The sequence below is a fragment of the Pseudomonas sp. S3(2024) genome, from assembly GCF_036861315.1.
In the GTDB taxonomy this organism is placed as follows: domain Bacteria; phylum Pseudomonadota; class Gammaproteobacteria; order Pseudomonadales; family Pseudomonadaceae; genus Aquipseudomonas; species Aquipseudomonas putida_A.
The window spans coordinates 42,420-61,993 of sequence record NZ_JAZAQQ010000004.1 but is presented as its reverse complement, the minus strand read 5'-3'; the positions used below and the strand labels follow the sequence as shown (position 1 = coordinate 61,993).

The 19,574-nt window shown below is 60.9% G+C and carries 17 protein-coding genes; 9 read left to right on the top strand and 8 right to left on the bottom strand.

All coding sequences use genetic code 11. The features are described 5' to 3' along the window. Positions 1–35: 35 nt before the first annotated feature. Complete coding sequence (locus VLA07_RS12025; protein ID WP_333989311.1) at positions 36–2,948, bottom strand: aminotransferase; 2,913 nt, start codon at positions 2,946–2,948, stop codon at positions 36–38. Between the two features lie 146 nt (positions 2,949–3,094). Here VLA07_RS12025 and rfbC point away from each other — a divergent pair, with 146 nt between their 5' ends. The 4 genes from rfbC to VLA07_RS12005 are packed head-to-tail and all read left to right on the top strand — an operon-like array spanning position 3,095 to position 7,325. Next, complete coding sequence (gene rfbC, locus VLA07_RS12020) at positions 3,095–3,640, top strand: dTDP-4-dehydrorhamnose 3,5-epimerase (RefSeq protein ID WP_333989310.1); 546 nt, start codon at positions 3,095–3,097, stop codon at positions 3,638–3,640. A gap of 42 nt (positions 3,641–3,682) precedes the next feature. Further along, positions 3,683–5,491, top strand: coding sequence for a sensor histidine kinase (locus tag VLA07_RS12015; protein WP_330206730.1), 1,809 nt, complete (start codon positions 3,683–3,685; stop codon positions 5,489–5,491). Beyond that, positions 5,488–6,873, top strand: coding sequence for a sigma-54-dependent transcriptional regulator (locus VLA07_RS12010; RefSeq protein WP_027611226.1), 1,386 nt, complete (start codon positions 5,488–5,490; stop codon positions 6,871–6,873). Before VLA07_RS12015 ends, VLA07_RS12010 begins: the two co-directional genes overlap by 4 nt. Beyond that, the gene (locus VLA07_RS12005; RefSeq protein WP_333989309.1) at positions 6,870–7,325 is read left to right on the top strand and encodes a YiiD C-terminal domain-containing protein; all 456 of its coding nucleotides are present in this window, start codon (positions 6,870–6,872) and stop codon (positions 7,323–7,325) included. The genes VLA07_RS12010 and VLA07_RS12005 overlap by 4 nt, the downstream gene beginning before the upstream one ends. Positions 7,326–7,531: 206 nt before the next feature. On the opposite strand, the gene cysQ is transcribed toward VLA07_RS12005, so the two are convergent. Next, complete coding sequence (gene cysQ, locus VLA07_RS12000) at positions 7,532–8,365, bottom strand: 3'(2'),5'-bisphosphate nucleotidase CysQ (RefSeq protein WP_098966709.1); 834 nt, start codon at positions 8,363–8,365, stop codon at positions 7,532–7,534. Positions 8,366–8,370: 5 nt separating this feature from the next. Further along, complete coding sequence (nudE, locus tag VLA07_RS11995) at positions 8,371–8,937, bottom strand: ADP compounds hydrolase NudE (RefSeq protein ID WP_047600934.1); 567 nt, start codon at positions 8,935–8,937, stop codon at positions 8,371–8,373. An 88-nt stretch (positions 8,938–9,025) separates the two neighbouring features. Between nudE and yrfG the strand changes: the two genes are divergently transcribed. Continuing rightward, positions 9,026–9,688, top strand: a complete 663-nt coding sequence (gene yrfG / locus VLA07_RS11990) for a GMP/IMP nucleotidase (protein ID WP_333989308.1) — start codon at positions 9,026–9,028, stop codon at positions 9,686–9,688. A 94-nt stretch (positions 9,689–9,782) separates the two neighbouring features. Here the strand turns inward: yrfG and lysM are convergent, their stop codons facing one another. After that, positions 9,783–10,223 carry a peptidoglycan-binding protein LysM gene (lysM, locus tag VLA07_RS11985; protein ID WP_027611221.1) on the bottom strand — a complete coding sequence of 147 codons (441 nt, stop codon included), beginning with the start codon at positions 10,221–10,223 and terminating at the stop codon, positions 9,783–9,785. 188 nt (positions 10,224–10,411) lie between these two features. Between lysM and fdhD the strand changes: the two genes are divergently transcribed. The 3 genes from fdhD to VLA07_RS11970 all read left to right on the top strand — a co-directional run bounded on the left by fdhD (position 10,412) and on the right by VLA07_RS11970 (position 14,405). Beyond that, positions 10,412–11,251: a formate dehydrogenase accessory sulfurtransferase FdhD gene (gene fdhD, locus VLA07_RS11980; protein WP_247268386.1), complete on the top strand. Its 840-nt coding sequence runs from the start codon at positions 10,412–10,414 to the stop codon at positions 11,249–11,251. Then, entirely contained in the window at positions 11,248–13,596 is a 2,349-nt protein-coding gene (locus VLA07_RS11975) for an FdhF/YdeP family oxidoreductase (RefSeq protein ID WP_333989307.1), read from the top strand. The genes fdhD and VLA07_RS11975 overlap by 4 nt, the downstream gene beginning before the upstream one ends. Before the next feature lie 329 nt (positions 13,597–13,925). Then, a complete protein-coding gene (locus VLA07_RS11970) occupies positions 13,926–14,405 on the top strand; it encodes a glycine zipper domain-containing protein (RefSeq protein ID WP_027611218.1) in 480 nt (159 codons plus the stop codon). A gap of 64 nt (positions 14,406–14,469) precedes the next feature. Here VLA07_RS11970 and VLA07_RS11965 read toward each other — a convergent pair whose 3' ends face one another. From VLA07_RS11965 to VLA07_RS11950, 4 genes are all read right to left on the bottom strand, one after another. Further along, on the bottom strand, positions 14,470–14,901 hold the full coding sequence (locus VLA07_RS11965; protein ID WP_097086913.1) for an acyl-CoA thioesterase: 432 nt from the start codon (positions 14,899–14,901) through the stop codon (positions 14,470–14,472). A gap of 31 nt (positions 14,902–14,932) precedes the next feature. Then, complete coding sequence (locus VLA07_RS11960; protein WP_333989306.1) at positions 14,933–16,156, bottom strand: 3-hydroxyacyl-CoA dehydrogenase; 1,224 nt, start codon at positions 16,154–16,156, stop codon at positions 14,933–14,935. A gap of 142 nt (positions 16,157–16,298) precedes the next feature. Then, positions 16,299–18,233, bottom strand: coding sequence for a RecQ family ATP-dependent DNA helicase (locus VLA07_RS11955; RefSeq protein ID WP_333989305.1), 1,935 nt, complete (start codon positions 18,231–18,233; stop codon positions 16,299–16,301). A 181-nt stretch (positions 18,234–18,414) separates the two neighbouring features. Continuing rightward, entirely contained in the window at positions 18,415–18,918 is a 504-nt protein-coding gene (locus VLA07_RS11950; RefSeq protein WP_103368284.1) for a polysaccharide deacetylase, read from the bottom strand. A 302-nt stretch (positions 18,919–19,220) separates the two neighbouring features. On the opposite strand from VLA07_RS11950, the gene VLA07_RS11945 reads away from it, so the two are divergent. Then, a complete protein-coding gene (locus tag VLA07_RS11945) occupies positions 19,221–19,505 on the top strand; it encodes a hypothetical protein (protein WP_096796724.1) in 285 nt (94 codons plus the stop codon). Positions 19,506–19,574: the final 69 nt, after the last annotated feature.

The following is a 19,574-nucleotide window of genomic DNA, read 5'->3' as shown; positions in this document are numbered from 1 at the left end:
ATTCGCGAGCAAGCCCGCTCCCACAAAAGCAGCGTTTACAGACCTTCTTCGAGTACCCGATCCAGCATGTCGACAAAGAAGTCCACACTGCGCCGCGAGGTGACCATCGGCGGTTTGATCTTGAGAATATTCAGGTCATCCCCGGTCGGTTGCATGAAGATTCCCAGCTCGCGCAGGCGATCGCACAGCAAGGCGGTTTCCTCGGTGGCCGGCTCCAGGGTCTGGCGATTGCGGATCAGCTCCAATCCCAGATAGAACCCGGAACCATGCACCGCGCCCACCAGTGGATGTTTATCGATCAGGGCTTCCAGCCGCGTCTTGAAATGCCCGCCAACCACCTGGGCGTTCTCCCAGAGCTTTTCTTCTTCCATCACATCCAGCACCGCCATGCCGATCTGGCAGCTCACCGGACTGCCGCCGGCCGACGAGAAGAAATAGCCTTCGGCCTCCAGCGCTTCGGCGATCTCCCGGCGTGTGATCACCGCGCCGAGCGGCTGACCGTTGCCCATGCCCTTGGCCATGGTGATGATGTCCGGCACCACGCCTTGCTCTTCGAAGCCCCAGAAAAAGTGACCCATGCGCCCGTAACCGACCTGGACTTCGTCGGCGATGCACACCCCGCCCTGGGCCCGCACCAATGCGTAAACCTGCTTCAGATAACCGGGCGGCAGGGAAACCCCGCCGGCGTTGCCGTACACCGGTTCACAGATGAAACCGGCCAATTGGCGCTCCTGCGCGGCGATATGCGCCAGTTGCGCTTCGACGCTGCGCACATAGTCCGGCGCAGAATCCAGGCCACGGAATTGGCCACGATAAATATTCGGCGCGGTCACCGGGTGCACCCAGTCCGGGCGGCTTTCCAGCGCGCGCGGGTTGTCGGCAACCGAGGTCGACACCGCATCGGCGCCGACCGTCCAGCCGTGATAAGCCTCCAGCACGCTGAGCATGTCGCGCCCGCCGCTGTAGGCCCACGCCAGACGGATCGCCAGATCGTTGGCCTCGCTGCCACTGTTGACCAGAAACACCCGATCCATGCCTTCCGGCGCCAGCTTCAGCAAGCGTTCGGAGAACTGCGCCACGGCTGCATAGTTGAAGCGCGAGTTGGTGTTGAGCAGCGACCACTGTCGCGCCGCCACCTGAGCCATGCGCGGATGACCATGGCCGAGCACTGCAACGTTGTTGAGCATGTCGAGATAGGAACGGCCCTGCATGTCGATCAGGTGATTGCGCCAGCCACGCTCGATGCGCGGCGGGTCGACGTAATAATGTTTTTGCGTACGGGCGAAACTGGCGTCGCGCCGTTCGAGCAAGGTTTTCGCGTCCAGCTCCGGCTCGGCATCGCAGGCCAGCCCCAGCAGTGCTGCCGGCGACGGGCACAACGCCTGCCACGCGGCAGCGCGCGAAGGACTGCAGAACAACGGCGCATCCAGCGATGCGACGCGGCTCAACTGCACAATCAACGGGCCGCTGACCGTACCCAGCACCTGACCTTTGACCAGCGCCGCACCGCTGTGCAGCGAGGCGTTCACGCCCCTCAGCCGCACGCTGAGCTGCGGTCCGTCGAGTTGCAGCACACCATCCACCGCGTGATGCAGCACACCGGCAAACGGCGCTTCCACCGCCGAGCCCTGCGGCACGCGCAACTCAACGTGCAGCGGGAACGTCTCCGGTTCGACCGCGCTGTCCACTCGCGTCTGCGACAAGCGGTATTGCCCGTAACGACTGGCCGCCAGGCCATGCGTGGCAGCGGCTTCAGTCAGCAGTCGTTGATCGATACCCTCCTGCTCCCAGTTGCCTGCCTCAAAATGCGGACTCAGGACGCCAAGATCGATCAGCGCAAATTCGCGCCCGACCAGCTCTGGCAACAGTGGCGCAAAACCCTCGCTGCCGATCGCCGGAAGACGCTGGCCGACTGACGTGAGGATCGCCGCTTCCATCAATGCCAGCGGCACCGAAGTCGCCACATGGAAAATTTCCCATTCGTGACCGAGGTTGTCACGGCTGTAGGTGTTGCCCGGATCGATGCTGACCTGTTGCTCGCCACTGAGCACCAGCACCGCCGCCCGCGCCACGATCAACGGCCACAACGCCAACAGCTCTTCATGTTGCAGCGGATTGACCGCGTGATAGGCCTGCACCGCTGGCAGAATCACAAACGGATCACCGCCGGCATGGTGCAGCAGCGCCGCGCACGTCACCGACAGATCGGTGATACGCCAGGTGCGCACCAGATCACCGAAGTCGATCACGCCCTGCAATTGCCAATGACGCTTGGCATCGCGTTGCCAGACAGCGTTATCGTCGGTGATGTCCATGTGGATCGCCTGCACCGGCAGCTTGTCCTGCAACGGCTGCAAGCGACGTTCGGCCTGTTCGGCGGCGTGCGCGATCAAGGCGCGCTGGCCCTCATCCCGAATCACCGGCAGCAGGTGGCTGATCAGCGCACTGGCGTGGCGCGCGTCCCATTGCAGCGTGCGCTGAAGGCCCGGGTGATCGAAGCCGGCCAGCGCCAGGTCCATCTCGCCACACAACTGACCGAATCCAGCCACTACGTCATGGCCCAAATGCTCAAGATGAGTCAGCGGCTGACCTTCGATGTAGTCCAGCAACCGCACGTGCACTGGCTCGCCGTCGGTTTCCAGCGACAGCAGATCCTCACCATTACTGGCCGGGATCACTCTGGGCACTTGCACCGACGAGTGCTCGGCAAGGTACTTGAGGCCTGCATGCTGAGCCTGCAACTCCACAAGTGCATAATCGCCGCGGCAGATTTTCAGGACAAAGCGCCCACGTTCAGTGTCGACCCGATAATTCAGGTCCTGCTGACTGCCCAGCGCCAGTAGCGTGCCGCTGAGCCCGTAATGCTCGGCCAACCACTGCCGGGCCTGCGCTTCAGAAACCTGCGGGCTGGGCAAACTGGCGCGATGAATCAACGTGGCGAGCGGCATGGGACGACCCCTGAGATTTTATTAGGTGCCTATATCGCCATTGCTGCAGTGGATGCGCAACCCCCGATCGCGGTTATTCCAGCGCTCGCATCCGTCGGGGCTTTGCGCAAGAATGTCGGCCATCCACACCTATCCGGAAACCCCTCATGAATGTAATCACCACCGATCTGCCCGGTGTTCTGATCATCGAACCCAAGGTATTTGGTGACGAGCGCGGCTTCTTCTACGAGAGTTTCAACGCCAAGGCATTCCAGGATGCAACCGGTCTGGACACTCAATTCGTTCAGGACAACCATTCGCGCTCGCAGAAAGGCGTGCTGCGCGGCCTGCATTACCAGCTGCAAAATACCCAGGGCAAACTGGTTCGGGTGACCGCCGGTGAAGTGCTTGATGTAGCCGTGGATATCCGTCGCAGTTCGCCAAATTTCGGCAAATGGACGGCTGTACATCTCTCCGCCGAAAACTACCGTCAACTGTGGATCCCGAAAGGTTTCGCCCATGGTTTCGTAGTGCTGAGCGAGTTCGCCGAATTCCTCTACAAGACCACCAACTACTACGATCCATCGTCGGAACGATGCATTCGCTGGGACGACCCTGCTCTGGGCATCGACTGGCAACTGGACGAAGCGCCGAAGCTGTCGGCCAAGGATCAGGTCGGTGCCTTGCTCAAGGACGCTGACGTCTTCGCCTGAGCCTAGGCATAATGCGCCTGTTCACTCAGGCGCATCCGGCTCATGAAACCATCTCTCCCCCGCAGACCCCGCTGGCGCAGCCTCGCCCTGCTGGCGCTGTGCCTGGCGCCGCTGCTGTGGCCGCTGGAGCATCTGGCCGAGCGCTATTACCGCAGTGAACTGGCCGGACAAAACCGCCAGACCCTCGACCTCTACGTCGCCAACCTGCTGGGCACCCTGCACCGTTATGAAGTATTGCCGCAGATCCTCGGCGACCTGCCGGCCCTGCGCGCCGTGCTCGGCGCACCGGACGACGGCGTCACCCAGGGCAATGCCAACCGCCTGCTGAAAAACATTGCCGCACAGACTGGCGCCGAAGTCATGTACCTGATGGACACCAGCGGCCAGACTCTCGCGGCGTCGAACTGGGACAAACATGACAGCTTTGTCGGGCGCAATTTCGCTTTCCGTCCGTATTTCAGCGAAGCGATGGCCGGACGTCTGGGGCGTTTCTTCGGCCTCGGTACCACTTCGGCCAAACGCGGTTATTTCTTCGCCGCGGCAGTGCGCAACGGCGAAAAAATCATCGGCGTGCTAGTGATCAAAGTCGACCTCGATCACACCGAAAGCCTGTGGGGCAAAACCCCGGAACAACTGTTGGTGACCGACCACAACGGCGTGGTGATTCTCACCTCGCGCCCGGAATGGCGCTTTCGTTCAACCCGCATTTTGAGCGACACCGAGCGCTCGGCAATCACCGCCATCCTGCCTTATCCGACCCGCGAGCCACGTCCGCTGAACCTCAGCGACAGCGCCTGGCTGACCCAAACCGTCGATATCGCCGAAACCGGCTGGAGCGTCAGTATTCTTGCCCCGCGCACGCTGATCGATCGTCCGGTGCGCACCGTGGTCGCAATCGGCGGCGCCACGCTGTTGGTGGTGATGCTGTTGCTGGGGCTGATGATGCAGCGTCGCCGGCATTACCTGGAACGCATCGCCTTCGAAGCCAAGGCCCGTCGTGAACTGGAAGGTCGGGTGGCCGAGCGGACCAGCGATCTGGAAGGCCTCAACCGCCGCCTGAAGCAGGAAGTGCTGGAGCGTGAACAGGCCCAGCAGGAGCTGGTCCGCGCCCAGGACGATCTGGTGCAGGCTGGCAAACTCTCGGCGCTGGGCACCATGTCGGCGAGCATCAGCCACGAGCTCAACCAGCCGCTGGCGGCGATTCGCAGTTATGCGGAAAACGCCGAAGTGCTGCTCGATCATCAACGCACCGACGACGCCCGTGGCAATCTCAAACTGATCAGCGAGCTGACCGGGCGCATGGCCTCGATCATCGCGCACCTGCGCGCCTTCGCCCGCCGTGATCGCCACGCCCCGGAAAGCGTCGCCCTGCAACCGGCGCTGGACGATGCGCTGGCGTTGCTGGCCAAACGGCGCCGCAGCATGGAAGTCGAGCTGATCCGCGACCTGCCCGCCGCCACGCTGTGGGTCGAGGCCGGGGAAACCCGTTTGCGTCAGGTGCTCGGCAATCTGCTGGCCAACGCCCTCGATGCGCTGACCGAAAAAGGCCCACCGCGCAAACTGTGGCTGAGTGCCGAATCCACCGCCGAGGGCGTCAATCTGTACATTCGCGACAACGGCCCGGGCTTTTGCATGGAGGCCCTCGGCCGCGCCAGCGAGCCCTTCTACACCACCAAGACCCGCACCCAGGGCCTTGGTCTGGGGCTGGCGATTTGTGAAACCCTGATGCGCGCCTTCGGCGGTGAACTGTCGTTCGCCAACCACAAGCAAGGTGGCGCCTTGATCACCCTGCGGCTGCGCGCCGGTGCGCCCGGGGTCAGCCTGCAACCGTCCGAGGATCGAAGTGCATGACCATCGACAATCGCATTCAGGTGGTGTTGATCGACGACGATCCGCACCTGCGTCAGGCCCTCGGCCAGACCCTGGACCTGGCCGGGCTGAAAATCCTTCCGCTGTCCGAAGCCAAAGGTCTGGCCGGGCAACTGGAGCGTGACTGGCCCGGCGTGGTGGTCAGCGACATCCGCATGCCGGGCATGGACGGCCTGGAGCTATTAAGCGAATTGCACGCTCAGGATCCGGAGCTGCCGGTGCTGCTGATCACCGGCCACGGCGATGTGCCGCTGGCGGTGCAGGCGATGCGTGCCGGCGCCTATGACTTTCTGGAAAAACCGTTCGCCAGTGACGCGCTGCTCGACAGCGTGCGCCGCGCCTTGGCCCTGCGCCGGCTGGTACTGGACAACCGCAGCTTGCGTCTGGCCCTGAGCGATCGCAACGAACTGAGCGCGCGACTGGTCGGCCACTCGGCGCCGATGCTGCGCCTGCGCGAGCAGATCGGCGCGCTGGCGGCGACCAAGGCGGATGTGTTGATCCTCGGTGAAACCGGCGCTGGCAAAGAGGTCGTGGCCCGCGCGCTGCACGATTTGTCGAGCCGGCGCAACGGCCCGTTCGTGGCGATCAACGCCGGGGCGCTGGCCGAATCGGTGGTCGAAAGTGAGCTGTTCGGGCATGAGCCGGGCGCGTTTACCGGCGCGCAGAAACGCCGGATCGGCAAGTTCGAATTCGCCAACGGCGGCACGCTGTTCCTCGATGAAATCGAAAGCATGAGCATGGACGTGCAGGTGAAACTGCTGCGCATGCTGCAAGAGCGCGTGGTCGAACGTCTGGGTGGCAATCAGTTGATCCCGCTGGACATCCGCGTCATCGCCGCGACCAAGGAAGACCTGCGTCAGGCTGCCGATCAAGGGCGTTTTCGCGCCGACTTGTACTATCGATTGAACGTTGCACCGCTGCGCATTCCGCCACTGCGCGAACGCGGCGAAGATGCGCTGGTGCTGTTCCAGCATTACGCCGACGAAGCCAGCGCCCGACATGGCTTGCCACCGCATGAACTGCAGCCGGCGCAACGCGCCTTGCTGTTGCGCCACACCTGGCCGGGCAACGTGCGCGAACTGCAGAACGCTGCCGAGCGCTTCGCCCTCGGTCTGGAACTGGCGCTGGATAACAGTGGAAGTGAAGGCGGCGGCACCGCTGTGGAAGTCATCAGTGGTGGCCTGAGCGAGCAAGTGGAAAACTTCGAGAAGTCGTTGATTGCCGCCGAGCTGGCGCGCTCGCACAGTTCGGTGCGCAGCCTCGCCGAAGCCCTGGGTATTCCGCGCAAGACCCTGCACGACAAACTGCGCAAGCACGGCTTGAATTTCGCCGACAGTAACGCCCATGGAGACGAAGCCGAATGAGCCGCGACAGTCACTATCTGGAATCGGTGCTGCATCACGACATTCCCCTGACCCGCGAGATGGGCCTCAAGGTCCTCGCCTGGCACGAGCAACAGCTGAGTCTGCACTTGCCGCTGGAGCCGAACGTCAATCACAAAAGCACAATGTTCGGCGGCAGTCTCTACTGCGGCGCGGTGCTGGCGGGTTGGGGCTGGCTGCATCTGCGCCTGAAAGAAGAAGGCATCGACGACGGGCACATCGTGATTCAGGAAGGCCAGATCAGTTATCCGCTGCCCGTGACCGGTGATGCCACGGCGATTTGTCCGCCACCGGAAGCGGCGGTCTGGAAGAAGTTTCTGGCGATGTATCAGCGTTATGGGCGCGCAAGGTTGACGCTCAATACGCGAATCGTCAACGCCGGCAGTGATGAGAATGCAGTGACGTTCAGCGGGCAATACGTTCTGCACCACTGAACGTCAACAGCCCCTCACCCTGACCCTCTCCCGGAGGGAGAAGGGACTGACCGAGGCGTCTTGCGTAGGCATCGACCTGAAAGATCGGCAGCGATTATGGATTCAGTAGAACTGGCTCAAGTCGGTGAACCTCACCAGCATCCCCCAATCGGCCCCCTCTCCCTCCGGGAAAGGGCTGGGGTGAGGGGAATCGAGAATCCACCCACTTACCCCCGAGCCAGTTCCAGCAATCTTGAACGCCACGCCGCCTTCGCCGGCAACGCCAGAAAGAACTCATTGAGCAGCGATTCCCGCGCCGGATAACAGAACGCTTCGCCCTGCAGATCCAACACTTCGCCGCCAGCACCTTCGAGCACGCCCTGCGCCGCCGCGGTGTCCCACTGCGAAGTTGGCGCCAATCGCGGATAACAATCCGCCGCCCCTTCGGCCAGCAGACAAAATTTCAGCGAACTGCCGATGTTTGCCAGTTGCAACTCGCCCAGGCTGGCGCTCAGACCAGCAAGCAGCCGCTCTTGCTCCGGACTCGAGTGCCGACGGCTCGCCACCACGGTGAACGCTTCACCGGGCGCGAGCACCTCACGCACCTCAATCGCCACCGGAGAACCACCTTTGTCCCCACGCCACGCGCCGAGACCGGCTCCGCCGACATAGAACCGGCCATTGGTCGGCATCGTCACCACGCCAAACACCACCCGCCCGTTTTCGATCAGGGCGATGTTCACGGTAAATTCTTCACTGCCGCTGATGAACTCCTTGGTGCCATCCAGCGGATCCACCAGCCACCAACGCTGCCACCCGGCGCGCACGCTCTGCGGGATGTTGGCGTCTTCCTCGGACAGAATCGGAATACTGGAGTCCAGCGCGGTCAGCCCGGCGACGATGACATGGTGCGCGGCCATGTCCGCTGCGGTCACCGGTGAATCATCGGACTTGGCGGTGACCTCCACGCCAGAGCGCCAGAACGGCAGAATCGCCTCGCCAGCCTGCAACGCCAGCTCAACCACCGGCGCCATCAACGGATGGGAAAACTTCATCGACATCTCACTCATGACTGAAAGAACCCGCGCTGCGTCAGCAGATCACGCGCCAGATACAGCGCCGCCAGGGCACGGCCTTCGGTAAACTGCGGGTTTTGCGCCAGCGCCGCCAGTTCACGCAGGTTGACCTTGTCGACGCGCATCGGCTCCGGCTCGTCGCCCTCCAGACGCTCCTCGTACAAATCGGTGGCCAGCACCACCTGGATCTTCTGGCTCATGTAACCGGGCGATAACGACAACTCGGTCAGATGTTCCAGCTGGCGCGCGCCGAAACCGGCCTCCTCCTTGAGCTCGCGCTCGGCCGCTGCCAGCACATCTTCACCCGGCTCGATCAGGCCTTTGGGCAAGGACAGTTCGTATTCGTCGGTGCCGCCGCAGTATTCCTCGACCAGCACCGCGTGCTCGCTGTCGAGCATCGCCACAATCATCACCGCGCCATAACCCGCGCCTTTGCCGACCAGACGCTCGTAAGTGCGTTCCACGCCATTGGAAAAACGCAGCTTCAGTTCTTCGACGCAAAACAGACGACTGGTGGCGACAATCTCGCGGGCGAGTACAGTGGGTTTCTGGCGCATGCAAAGCTCCTTGGCGTGAACGCGCTACTATAACGCGGCTTTCCCGATTGTTTGTGTCGGATATCTTTCTACCGCTCGAGACGTTGCCATGCCTTCTTTACCGTGGTCTGACATCGATACCGTCCTGCTGGACATGGACGGTACCCTGCTGGATCTGCACTTCGACAACCATTTCTGGCTGGAACACCTGCCGCAACGCTACGCCGAACTGCACGGGGTGAGCCGGGCCATGGCCGAGATGGAATTGCAGCCGCTGTTCGAGCGCCATGCCGGGCAACTGCAGTGGTACTGCCTGGATTTCTGGAGTGCCGAACTGAAGCTCTCGGTGCGCGAGCTGAAACTGGAAACCGCGCACCTGATCGCCCTGCGTCCGGATGCCGACACCTTTCTGCGGGCGATCAAAAAGGCCGGCAAACGGGTGATCATGATCACCAACGCCCACCGCGATTCACTGTCGTTGAAACTGGAACGGATCGAACTGGCGCCGTACTTCGAGCGGCTGATCAGCTCGCACGATTACGGTTTCCCCAAAGAGAATCCGCAGTTCTGGGATGCCTTGCAGGCGGATATCGATTTTGATCCGGCACGCAGTCTGTTCATCGACGATACGTTGCCGATTCTGCGTAGTGCGCGGGAATTTGGCGTGACGCATTTGTTGGCGGTGAAAGAGCCGGACAGTCGCAAGGGGCCGAAGGACACGGCTGAGTTTGCGGCGGTTGAAGACTACCGCGATTTGATTCGGGGTCTCTGATTTCCTGTAGGAGCTGCCGAAGGCTGCGATCTTTGATTTTAAGAAGCAAGATCAACAGATCGCAGCCTTCGGCAGCTCCTACAGGAGTTGTGAGTTATTCCGGGATACGCAGGGTCTGGCCCGGGTAGATTTTGTTTACATCTTTGAGCATTGGTTTGTTGGCCTCAAAGATCTTGTTGTACTGATTGGCGTTGCCATACACCGCGAGGGAAATCGCACTGAGGGTGTCGCCTTTTTTCACCACGACAAAACGTGCGGCAGCCACAACCGGCCCGGTCACGGTGATCTGATCATCAACACTGCCCACGCCTTCGATGTTACCCACCGCCAGCAGAATTTTTTCCTTCTCCTCCTGGCTTGCAACTTCACCGGTGACCGTCACCTTATCACCGTCCACGGTTGCCTGAACATTCGGGTTGCCCAACCCGACCTTGCTGATATGTTCCTTCAACTGCTCGCTGGCATTGGCATTACCCGGGGTCAGCAGGTCGATCAGCTTTTCACCGGCTTCTTTCACAAAGCTCAACAGACTCATAGCGCACACTCCTTGATTGGGATTCCAGACGTCCAAGCCTAGACCACACCAGACCAACCCGGTTCCGGGCCGACCAATGACCCGGCAGCCGCTTGATCGACGCCATCTATCAATAGATCGACAGTACCGATTAGACGCGACAAGTTGCCGCGCCTAGTCTTAGCGTTGATCAATCCGTCGGTGATGCCATGAACGCCAAGCGCCCAACTTGCGCGGCGCCTGCAATCGAAACACCCGCGCCCGCCGCCAGCCAGACCTACAGCTACAGCGATCTGCCCCTCGTGGAATCGGCCAGCACCGCGCTTGCCGAGGAAGTCGCGTTGGCGATTGCCTACAACGGCATCAGTCAGGCGGTGATGCTGGTGACGCCGACCGATCTGGAAGACTTCATCGTCGGTTTCAGCCTTGGCAGCGGCATAATCGAAGACGCCAGCGACATTTATGACCTGCAACTGACCGGCGCAGGCTCGGCGCAATACGCGCAGGTGACCATCGCCAACCGCGCGTTCTGGAACCTCAAGCAGCAGCGCCGACAACTGGCCGGCACCAGCGGTTGCGGTCTGTGCGGCGTTGAAGCCGTCGAGCAAGCCTTGCCCGATCTGCAAGTCCTGCCCGGCGCACCGTTGCCGCCCGCCGCATGGCTCGACGGTCTGCGCCAGCGCATCGGCGCGTTCCAGCCGCTCGGTCAGCACTGCGGCGCGGTACACGCGGCGGTGTTCATGAACGCCAGCGGTGAATTGCTGCTGGGCCGTGAAGACATTGGCCGGCACAACGCTCTCGACAAACTGATTGGCGGCCTGATCCGCCAGAAGATTTCCACAGAAGGCGGCCTGGCGATTGTCACCAGCCGTTGCAGTCTCGAATTGATCCAGAAAGTTTTACGCGCCGGCATCCAGACTCTGGTCAGCCTGTCCGCGCCCACGGGCCTTGCCGTGCAATGGGCCCGTCGCCACAACCTCAATCTCATCCACCTGCCGCAGAAGAATGCGCCGCGGGTCTACAGCCCAGCGATGGAGAATCAAGCGTGAGCCAACATCATCAAGCCGACCAGAAACCTGTCCCGCGCTACAAACCTTACAAAGGTGCAGCCGGCGGCTGGGGTGCGCTGATCAGCGTGGCCCAAGCCTGGTTGACCAGCGACAACGCGTTGAAAAACCTGCGAATGATGCTCAAGACCAACCAGAACGGCGGCTTCGACTGCCCGGGCTGCGCCTGGGGCGATTCGCCGGAAAGCGGCATGGTCAAGTTCTGCGAAAACGGCGCCAAAGCGGTGAACTGGGAAGCGACCAAGCGTCGGGTGGACAGCAAATTCTTCGCCAAACACAGCGTGACCTCGTTGCTGGAGCAAAGCGACTACTGGCTTGAATACCAGGGCCGCCTGACCGAGCCGATGGTCTACGACGCCGAGACCGACCGCTACAAACCCATCGCCTGGGACGATGCCTTTGCAATGATCGGCAAACACCTGCAAGCACTGTCGAGCCCGGATCAGGCCGAGTTCTACACCTCGGGCCGTGCCAGCAACGAAGCGGCGTACCTGTATCAGCTGTTCGTGCGCGCCTACGGCACCAACAACTTCCCCGACTGCTCGAACATGTGCCACGAGGCCAGTGGTGTGGCGTTGGCGCAAAGCGTTGGCGTCGGCAAAGGCACGGTGACCTTCGACGACTTCGAACACGCCGACGCGATTTTCGTCTGGGGCCAGAACCCCGGCACCAACCATCCGCGGATGCTCGAACCGCTGCGTGAAGCGGTGAAGCGCGGCGCGCAAGTGGTGTGTATCAACCCGCTGAAAGAGCGTGGCCTGGAACGTTTCCAGCACCCGCAGCACCCGATCGAAATGCTCACCAACGGCGACAAGCCGACCAACACCGCGTACTTCCGTCCGGCACTGGGCGGCGACATGGCAGTGCTGCGCGGCATGGCCAAATTCCTCCTGCAGTGGGAACGCGACGCACAAAAAACAGGCGCTCCGGCCGTGTTCGACCATGACTTCCTCAATGCCCACAGCACTAACGTGCTGGAATACCTCGGGGTTGTCGACGACACCTCATGGGAGCAGATTGTCGAGCAATCCGGCCTGACCCTGGTCGAGATCGAGCAAGCGGCGCGCATGTACGCCAAAGGCAAGAACGTCATCATGTGCTGGGCGATGGGTATCACTCAGCATCGCCATTCGGTGCCGACCATCCAGGAAATCGCCAACCTGATGTTGCTGCGCGGCAACGTCGGCAAGCCGGGCGCCGGCCTGTGTCCGGTGCGCGGTCACAGTAACGTGCAGGGCGACCGCACCATGGGTATCAACGAGCGTCCACCGGTGGCGTTCCTCGATTCCCTTGAGCGGCGCTTCCAGTTCAAGGTGCCGCGTGACAACGGGCACAACGTGGTCGAGGCGATCCACGCCATGGCCGAGGGCCGCGCCAAGGTTTTCATCGGTCTTGGCGGTAACTTTGCCCAGGCCACGCCGGACAGCCCGCGTACCTTCGCGGCGCTGAGCAATTGCGACCTGACTGTGCAGATCAGCACCAAGCTCAACCGCAGCCATCTGGCCCACGGTAAAGACGCACTGATCCTGCCGTGCCTGGGTCGAACCGATATCGATATCCAGGCCGAAGGCCCGCAAGCGGTCACCGTGGAGGACTCTTTCAGCATGGTTCACGCGTCCAACGGCCAGTTGCAGCCGCTGTCGAACCAGATGCGCTCGGAACCGGCGATCATCGCCGGCATCGCCGCCGCCACGCTGGGCAGCAAACCGGTGGACTGGAACTGGCTGGTGGCCGATTACCGGCGCATCCGCGACCTGATCGCCGATACCATTCCGGGCTTCAAGGACTTCAACGAGAAGGTCAAGAACCCGGGCGGTTTCTACCTCGGCAACAGTGCCGGTGCACGCAAGTGGAACACCCCGTCGGGCCGGGCCAATTTCCGCGCGAACATGCTGCCCAAGGATCTGGTGCACGAGCGTACCCGCGCCACCGGGCAACTGCCGGATCTGATCCTGCAATCGATGCGCTCCCACGATCAGTACAACACCACGATCTATGGCCTCGACGACCGTTACCGTGGGGTCAAGGGTCAGCGCGATGTGCTGTTCGCCAACGAGGCCGACATCATTCGCCTGGGCTTCCGCCCGGGACAGAAGGCCGACATCGTGTCGATCTGGGACGATGGCCGTGAGCGTCGGGTGAAGGGCTTTACCTTGCTCGCGTTTGATATTCCGGCGGGGCAGGCCGCGGCTTATTACCCGGAAGTGAATCCGCTGGTGCCGCTGGAAAGCACCGGGGATGGCAGCCATACGCCGACATCGAAGTTCATTGCGATCCGGCTGGAGGCAGCAAGCGAGACTGGGTTGATCATGGCCAAATCTGCGTAAAGCGTTGCCTGGACTGACCCCTTCACGAGCAAGCCCGCTCCCACTTTGGAATGCATTTCAAATGTGGGAGCGGGCTTGCTCGCGAAAGCGGTGGCACATTCAACAAAACTCTTCGTACCTTGCACCCTTCCAACGCCCACAAAAAAGGCCGCTTTTTCACAAAAGCGGCCTGTCCGAAGTAGCTAAAGACCGGCGAAAATCGCTTAAGTTCCGCATACAAAACAGCAACTTGCATAATTGTATACAAGTCGTGTTATTCGTCGGATTTCGATTGTCAGCCTTGTTACACAGCCTCAGGATCGGCGCCGTCATCCCTTTGAGGCTCCTCTATGAAGTTCTCCTCGATTCTCTTGTTGTCCCTTGGCCTGGTCAGTGGCTTCGCTTCTGCCGGAGGCACCACCGAAGCAGGTGTGGGCGGCGCATTGGGCGGGGTTCTTGGCTCGGTCGTCGGTCAGTCTTTAGGCGGCAGCACAGGTTCAACCATTGGCGCAGCTCTGGGCGGCGCGGGTGGTAGCGCGGTCGGCGCCAACAAACACAGCCGTGGCGAAGCGGCCATTGGCGGTGCGTTGGGCGCAGCCGGCGGTAACGTGGTTGGCCGCAGCATGGGCGGTACCACCGGCAGCCTGATCGGTGCCGCAGCAGGTGGCGGCGCCGGCGGCGCGCTGGGCAACTACATGGGTAACCAGAGCAACGACGAGGGTCGTCATTACGATCGCGGCCGTGACGACCGTCGCTACTATCGCGACCGTCACCCTGGCCGTGGCCACGCTTATGGCCACCGCAAGCATCACCGCTACTATCGCGACTAATCCGTTGCGTTAAGCGCGAAAGCAAAAATCGCAGCCCAAGGGCTGCGATTTTTTTTGCTCTGGTTCAAACCACCAGACGCTCCAGCGCGTCACGCAATCTGCCTGGAATCGGCACCGGCTGATTGCTCGTCCGGTCCACGAATACATGGACAAAACGCCCCGCCGCACACGCCTCGCTTTCACCGACCTTGAACACCGCCAGTTCATATTGCACCGAACTGTTACCCAGCTTGCCGACCCGCAGACCGATCTCGATCAGATCCGGGAAAGCGATCGAGGCGAAATAATCGCAAGATGAACTCACGACAAAACCCACTACCTCGCCGTCGTGGATATCCAGGCCACCGACCTGAATCAGGTAAGTGTTCACGGCGGTATCGAAAAAGCTGTAGTAGGTGACGTTGTTGATGTGGCCATAAGCATCGTTGTCGTGCCAGCGGGTGGTGATCGGCTGGAAATGCGGGTAATCGGCGCGTTGCGCCATGGTGCTGGACATCGGTATCGACTCCTTGAGTTATCTGTCCAGTCTAAAGGTAAAAACCTTTGCCTCGCGCCGCCAGCTCGCCAATCAGTGGCGCCGGCCGCCATTGATCGCCCTGTCGCGTCTCCAGCGCCAGCAAGCGCTTGTGAATGTCCGCCAGCCCCTGATCGTCCGCCCAGGCCATCGGGCCGCCTCTGTCCGCCGGGAAGCCGTAGCCATTGATGTACACCTGATCGATGTCATGCGCCGATTCGGCAATGCCTTCCTGCAGAATTTTCGCGCCCTCGTTGACCAGCGCCAGAAGACACCGCTCGAGGATTTCCTCGGACCCAATCTCCCGGCGCTGAAAGCCGAGGCCTTCGCTGACGCTCAATATCAGCGCATCGACCTCGGGATCATGCTCGGCCTGACGACTGCCTGGCTCATAGTGGTAATAACCATTGCCGGATTTCTGCCCGAATCGGCCCATCTCGCACAAGCGGTTGTCGACCTGAACCTCTGGCGCATCCTGCCCCTTGCCGGCCAATTCGCGCGCGCGCCATTCCAGATCGATGCCCACGACGTCATACATGCGGAACGGTCCCATGGCGAAACCGAAGCCCTGCAAAACCGTATCGACCTGCTGTGGATAAGCGCCCTCGAGCAGCATCTTGCGCGCCTCCAGTACATACGGATGCAACATGCGATTGCCGATAAAACCGTGGCAGTTGCCCGACACCACACTGACCTTGCCCATGCGCTTGCCCAGAGTCAGTGCGGCTTCCAATACCGCCGGTGAAGTCTGCGCCCCGCGAACGATTTCCAGCAGTTTCATGATGTGCGCGGGGCTGAAGAAATGCAGGCCGAGCACTTGCGATGGACGTTTTGTTGCAGCGGCAATCGCATCAATATCCAGTGCCGAGGTGTTGCTCGCCAACAACGCCTCAGGCTTGAGCAGGCCATCCAGTTCGCGAAAGATCTTCTGCTTGAGCGCGAGGTTTTCGTACACCGCTTCGATCACCAGATCGACATTACGGATTGCCGGGTAATCCGCCGCCGCGCTGATCCGGGCAAGACGTGCATCCGCTTCGACCTGATCGATCCGGCCCTGGCGCACGTTGTGTGCATAAGTCTGCGCCACGGTGCCCAGCGCCTGTTCGAGCATCTGTGGGTTGTTATCGACCCACTGCACGGCGATGCCGGCATTGGCCAGGCACATGACAATACCGCGGCCCATGGTGCCCGCGCCGATCACGGCAGCTCGCTGAATATCGATGGATGTCTGGCTCATGTTGTTCTCTTGTTGGCGATCCGAAGACAGCCTTCACCATAGTCAGGCACCGGGCGTTTTTGAAGTTTATTACCGTGATGAGCGACATTCAGCGCATGAATACAGGCCGCCATGGCATCACACGCTCCCACAGGGTTTGTATTTACTCGAGCAGATGATTGTCAGCCCAACTGCGGACTTCCGCGTACGGATACTGCTCCAGCGCCGCATACCCCGAGATCGTCCGCGCCTTCAACTTGGTAAACAGCGGCACGCTGATCCCGCACAGAAAACGCGTCAGGCGCTCCGCCGTCGGCACATGGCCGGTGTGCTGTTCGTGCCTGTGGATAAAATCACCGCACAACGCCGCGAAGTTCTTATCCACAAGCGCTGGCAACTCGGGAGGTGCCGGCAGCCGCGCGACATCACCGTGGCACACCGAACAGTGCCCGCAGTGCTCGGGCGCATTGTGGTCGCCGAAGTACTCGGCCAGGCGATAACCCAGGCAGCGCTCAGTGGCGAACAGTTCGAGCATGGCGTGAATCCGCGCGACTTCAGTCTGTTCATGCCGGGTGAAGTACTCGTGCAACTCGGCGCTCAGCACAGCGCTGTCGAAATCGCTGTGCAGCACGTTGTAGACCTCGGTCATCTGCTTGCTCTCAAGCTCGACCCAGCCCTTCTCCTGAAAATAATCCAGCGCCGTCACCACCCGATTGCGCCCAGCTGAATACTGCGTGTACATCGCCTCGAAATTCACCGTGGCCCAGGTACGTGCGCGGCTGGAGGTGTGAATGATGGCCGCGACAAACTCCCTGCGCTCTCCCTCGAAACGCTCAAGCAACGCGTCCGGCTCCAGCAGGTATTTGAAACGGTACTCGGCGTAATAGGCATAGCGCGGCGCGATCAGGCCACGCAACTCCATTTGCACCAGCAAAGTCTTCAGCGGCAGCGTGCGAATGTTGCTCTGATCGGCCAGTGGACCGAGCAGGAACTCCCACTGTCCTTCAGCTGCGGCAGCCTGCATTTCCTCCAGCACACAACGAATCCCCTCGCGCTCCGGGGTATCGCCGTAGACGAAGTTTTCCAACACGTTGAGGCTGTCACGGTTGGCCAGCACCAGGCAATCCGACGGCTGTCCGTCCCGTCCGGCGCGACCGATTTCCTGACTGTAGTTCTCGATGGATTTCGGCAGGTCGAAATGCACCACGTTGCGGATATCGCTCTTGTCGATGCCCATGCCGAACGCAATGGTTGCGACTATGCAATTGGACTGCCCGGCCATGAAGCGCTTCTGGATCGCCTCGCGCTGATCGTTGGGTAAACCGGCGTGATAAGCCTCGGCCTGTATGCCGTTGCGCCCCAGATGCTCGGCGATGTGCTCGGCGGTTTTCTGCAGCGTGACGTAGACGATGCTCGGCTGGCTCGCGCGCTCGCTCATCCACTCCACCAGCCGCCGGCGCTTGTCCTGGCCACGCACCGGTTCCACCAGCAGATTGAGGTTTGGGCGATAAAAACCGGTGGTCACAACATCTTCGGCAGCAATGGCGAATTTGGCTTGCATGTCGGCGATGACTTTCGGCGTCGCCGTGGCCGTCAGCAGCAGGGTTTGCGGGATATTGAACTGACGCTGGTAGTCCGGCAGCTTCAGGTAGTCGGGGCGGAAGTTGTGGCCCCACTCCGAGATGCAGTGCGCCTCGTCAATCACCAGCAGCGAGATCGGCACCTGCTGCAAAAAATTGCGAAAACGCTCGTTCTTCAGGCGCTCCACCGAGATCATCAGGATCTTCAATTCACCCGAACGGGCGCGGGCCATCACATCATTGGCGTCATCGCGGCTTTGTGCCGAATCGATGCTGCCGGCACTGATGCCGTGACGCTTGAGGAATGCCAGTTGATCCTGCATCAACGCCAACAGTGGCGAGACCACCAGGGTCAGATGTGGCAGCAACAGTGCCGGTACTTGATAGCACAGCGACTTGCCAGACCCGGTGGGGAAAATCGCTGCCGCCGAGCGCCCGGCCAGTACCGCGCTGATCACGGCTTCCTGCCCGGGTCGAAACTGTGGATAACCGAAAACCTGTTCCAGGGTGTTGTGCATGCGCTGTCACTCCGTTGACCGCTGTGATGCCAACAGCCTAGCGGGCGATCGCAGCGAGTCGAGAAAAGGCCGGGGTCAATTCAATACGGGATGATACAGCCAATAGCGCAGATAACTCGGTCCACTGTAGGAGCGAGCCTGCTCGCGAGGGGGCACAAAACAGCGATACAAACTTACCCGTTCAGGGCCGCAAAACCGCCACTCGCAGTTGCTCGTTCAACACCTGCTCATGCACGCCCTGGCTCTTGCTCGCCCACAACGCATGAGCCGGGCTGATGTCACCGGTGAAGGCCGCCGCCAATTGCCGCAGTTCCGCAACACTGCGCACGCGCGGGCAGAACGGCTGCCCGTCACAGTCAACGCTGGCGTTGCGATAGGTGCTCAGCAAACGATCCCACAGACCGTCACGCACCTGCCTGATCGACTTGAGCTGCACATGCGGCACACCCAGTCGCTGCTCCAGCCCTGCCTCGTCCAGCGCTTCACTGGCGAGCAAGGCCCTGCCGAACATCAACACCTCGGCGCGCGAGGCGGTATCGATGCCAGTCTGGCTGGAGAGCGCATCGGGCCAACCGGTGCGTTCGAGGTCGGCAAACGTCCAGCTGTTGCCGACACCAGACGCCATGGCCAAACGGCAACCACTGGCCCACAGCAATAAAATCGAGGCCATACGTAGCCACTGCATACTCAATTCCCTTTAAGCGCGTATCGGACGTTTGGAAACGTCCTACAGATTCTGGCGCGCACCATACATAGATCTGCCAAGAAACGCCTGTGAATCCTGTGGGAAATTTCTGCGCTAGGGGTTTCACCCCGAAAAAACCGCAAAACCTTGTAGGGCATATGCCCGGCCCTCGGAAAATCCCCTACGAACGGCGTCCATTGCGGCGCTCTTGTGAGTGCTCGCCACCCACTTCTATAGTGGCCGGCGCGACTGACCACTGAATCAGCCCCGCCCGAGTGCCTTTGTAAAGGACAAGCCTCACCATGATTACCCGCTATCGCCCTTTGAAGACTTGCTACAACGAAAATCCCGTATTGGTCATCGACACTCAGTCCAGCCATCGCGATCTGCTTGATGCCGCTGACCAGCGACTGCGTGCGGCCAGCGATCTGCTGGAAACCCTTTACTGTTTATGTTTCAAACAGGCCGACGTGAAAGATATACCTAACATCGTCAATGCTCTTTATTTATTAGTGCAGGATGGCTGTGACTTGCTCGAAGTGGCAAAACATAAAACCCAACAACAGACCGACACTGAAAACAACTAAAATCCAGAAACAACAGAATTCTTTAATAAACGGCCAAAAAAGACCTAAGTTGTTGACTCTTACTTTAAC

Bases quoted from the DNA above. Each gene is read 5' to 3' on its own strand.
- lysM (WP_027611221.1), bottom strand. From the start codon at position 10,223: ATGAGTCTGTTGAGCTTTGTGAAAGAAGCCGGTGAAAAGCTGATCGAC.
- VLA07_RS12005 (WP_333989309.1), top strand. From the start codon at position 6,870: ATGAGCCGCGACAGTCACTATCTGGAATCGGTGCTGCATCACGACATT.
- rfbC (WP_333989310.1), top strand. From the start codon at position 3,095: ATGAATGTAATCACCACCGATCTGCCCGGTGTTCTGATCATCGAACCC.
- cysQ (WP_098966709.1), bottom strand. From the start codon at position 8,365: ATGTCGATGAAGTTTTCCCATCCGTTGATGGCGCCGGTGGTTGAGCTG.
- nudE (WP_047600934.1), bottom strand. From the start codon at position 8,937: ATGCGCCAGAAACCCACTGTACTCGCCCGCGAGATTGTCGCCACCAGT.
- VLA07_RS12015 (WP_330206730.1), top strand. From the start codon at position 3,683: ATGAAACCATCTCTCCCCCGCAGACCCCGCTGGCGCAGCCTCGCCCTG.
- VLA07_RS12010 (WP_027611226.1), top strand. From the start codon at position 5,488: ATGACCATCGACAATCGCATTCAGGTGGTGTTGATCGACGACGATCCG.
- VLA07_RS11955 (WP_333989305.1), bottom strand. From the start codon at position 18,233: ATGCACAACACCCTGGAACAGGTTTTCGGTTATCCACAGTTTCGACCC.
- VLA07_RS11945 (WP_096796724.1), top strand. From the start codon at position 19,221: ATGATTACCCGCTATCGCCCTTTGAAGACTTGCTACAACGAAAATCCC.
- VLA07_RS11965 (WP_097086913.1), bottom strand. From the start codon at position 14,901: ATGTCCAGCACCATGGCGCAACGCGCCGATTACCCGCATTTCCAGCCG.
- VLA07_RS12025 (WP_333989311.1), bottom strand. From the start codon at position 2,948: ATGCCGCTCGCCACGTTGATTCATCGCGCCAGTTTGCCCAGCCCGCAG.
- VLA07_RS11970 (WP_027611218.1), top strand. From the start codon at position 13,926: ATGAAGTTCTCCTCGATTCTCTTGTTGTCCCTTGGCCTGGTCAGTGGC.
- VLA07_RS11950 (WP_103368284.1), bottom strand. From the start codon at position 18,918: ATGCAGTGGCTACGTATGGCCTCGATTTTATTGCTGTGGGCCAGTGGT.
- fdhD (WP_247268386.1), top strand. From the start codon at position 10,412: ATGAACGCCAAGCGCCCAACTTGCGCGGCGCCTGCAATCGAAACACCC.
- VLA07_RS11960 (WP_333989306.1), bottom strand. From the start codon at position 16,156: ATGAGCCAGACATCCATCGATATTCAGCGAGCTGCCGTGATCGGCGCG.
- yrfG (WP_333989308.1), top strand. From the start codon at position 9,026: ATGCCTTCTTTACCGTGGTCTGACATCGATACCGTCCTGCTGGACATG.